Source organism: Olsenella sp. An285, from assembly GCF_002159625.1.
Classification (GTDB): domain Bacteria; phylum Actinomycetota; class Coriobacteriia; order Coriobacteriales; family Atopobiaceae; genus Thermophilibacter; species Thermophilibacter avicola.
In genome coordinates this window covers 1-1,528 of the sequence record NZ_NFIZ01000030.1, presented here as the reverse complement: position 1 = coordinate 1,528, position 1,528 = coordinate 1, and the positions used below count along the sequence as shown (strand labels likewise).

At 73.4% G+C, this 1,528-nt stretch carries 1 protein-coding gene and 1 pseudogene; both read left to right on the top strand.

The window, feature by feature from the left end:
• A pseudogene (locus B5F79_RS11050) lies at positions 1–490 on the top strand (glycoside hydrolase family 5 protein); the annotation flags it as partial.
• Positions 490–1,362, top strand: coding sequence for a 16S rRNA (cytidine(1402)-2'-O)-methyltransferase (rsmI, locus tag B5F79_RS10735; protein ID WP_087221472.1), 873 nt, complete (start codon positions 490–492; stop codon positions 1,360–1,362). The pseudogene B5F79_RS11050 and the gene rsmI, both read left to right, overlap by 1 nt.
• Positions 1,363–1,528 lie beyond the last annotated feature (166 nt).

The window sequence follows — 1,528 nt, the reverse complement described above, 5'->3', positions numbered from 1 at the left end:
CCCCCAGCACCGCCTGCGCAACTACTACCGCGAGGCCTATGAGCTCGTGCGCAACGCCGCGGGCGAGGACCCCGTTGTCATCATGCCCGACGGCGGCGTCCCGGGCGGCTGGGGCCGCTTCATGGCGCAGCGCCACTACAAGAACGTCTGGCTCGACTGCCACCTCGACCGCCCGGCCACCCGCGTGGACGTGTCCGGCCCCTCCGGCGTGCGCCGGCTCGTGGCCGCCCACGCCAAGCACCTGCGCGAGGCCAAGCGCTCCGGCATGCCGGTCATGGTGGGCAAGTGGTCGTCCTCGCTTCCCATCGCGGACTCGCAGATGACGCCCGAGGGCCGCATCGCCCTGGAGCGCGTGTACACCTCCGAGCAGCTGGGGACCTACGAGAAGTGCCCGGCGTGGTTCTTCAACACCTGGAAGACGAGCGGCATGCTCGCCGGGTGGGACGCCCGCGTGGCCATGGCCACCTTCGAGCGCGGGATGATCGTCTGATGGGGGAGGCCTCCGAGAGCACGGGACTCCTTTCCGTGGTGGGGACGCCGATCGGGAACCTCCGTGACGCGTCCCCCCGCGTGTTGGACACGCTCGCCGCGGCGGACGTGGTCCTCTGCGAGGACACGCGCGTGACGGGCAGGCTCATGTCCGCCTTTGGGCTGCACGTGCGCCTGGAGCGCTGCGACGAGAACGTCATGGCCGAGAAGGTCGAGCGCGTGCTCGAGCGCCTGGCGGCGGGGGAGCGCGTGGCCTTCGTCTCCGACGCCGGCATGCCGGGCGTGAGCGACCCGGGCCAGCGCCTCGTGGACGCCGCGCTCGACGCCGGGCTGCGCGTCGAGGTGGTACCGGGGCCGAGCGCCGTGACGTGCGCTCTGGTGGCGTCCGGCCTGGCGAGCGAGCACTTCTTCTTCGAGGGGTTCCTTCCCCGGCGCCCGGGCGCGCAGCGCTCGCGCCTGGAGGAGCTCGCCGCCGTGCCGGGCACGCTCGTGGTCTACGAGAGTCCGCGGCGCGCGGCCGAGACCCTCGCGCGCATCGCCGAGGTCATGCCGGGCCGGCGCGTGGCGCTCGTGCGCGAGCTCACCAAGCTCCACGAGGAGGTCGTCCGCGGCGAGGCCGCCGAGCTCGCCGAGCTCGTGGCCGCCCGTGGGGAGCTGCGCGGCGAGTGCGTGATCGTGATCGCCGCGCCCGACGCGGGCGAGCTCGAGCAGCGCCGGGCGGCCGCGGCCGGCCCCGGAGGCACCCTCGAGGAGGAGATCGCCGCGGGCCTGGCCGCCGGCGAGCCCAAGAGCGCGCTGGCCAAGCGGCTGGCCAAGTCCTTCTCGCTTCCCCGCGCCGAGGTTTACGACAAGGTGCTCGCCGCCGCGCGGTAGCGCCGGTGCCGGCGGCGGGCCGTCCTTACGGCGTTGTGCGCACCCTCCGGCGATGTCTACACGGCCCCAGAGGTCCTTCTCGGCAGATGCGCAGGTAGACGCGCTGCCGAGAAGTGCGCACAACGCCGGCGAGTGTACACAACGCGAACAAGTGCGCACAACGCCG

What these genes read in the sequence shown, in the direction of transcription:
- rsmI (WP_087221472.1), top strand. Translation starts at nt 490, where the DNA reads ATGGGGGAGGCCTCCGAGAGCACGGGACTCCTTTCCGTGGTGGGGACG.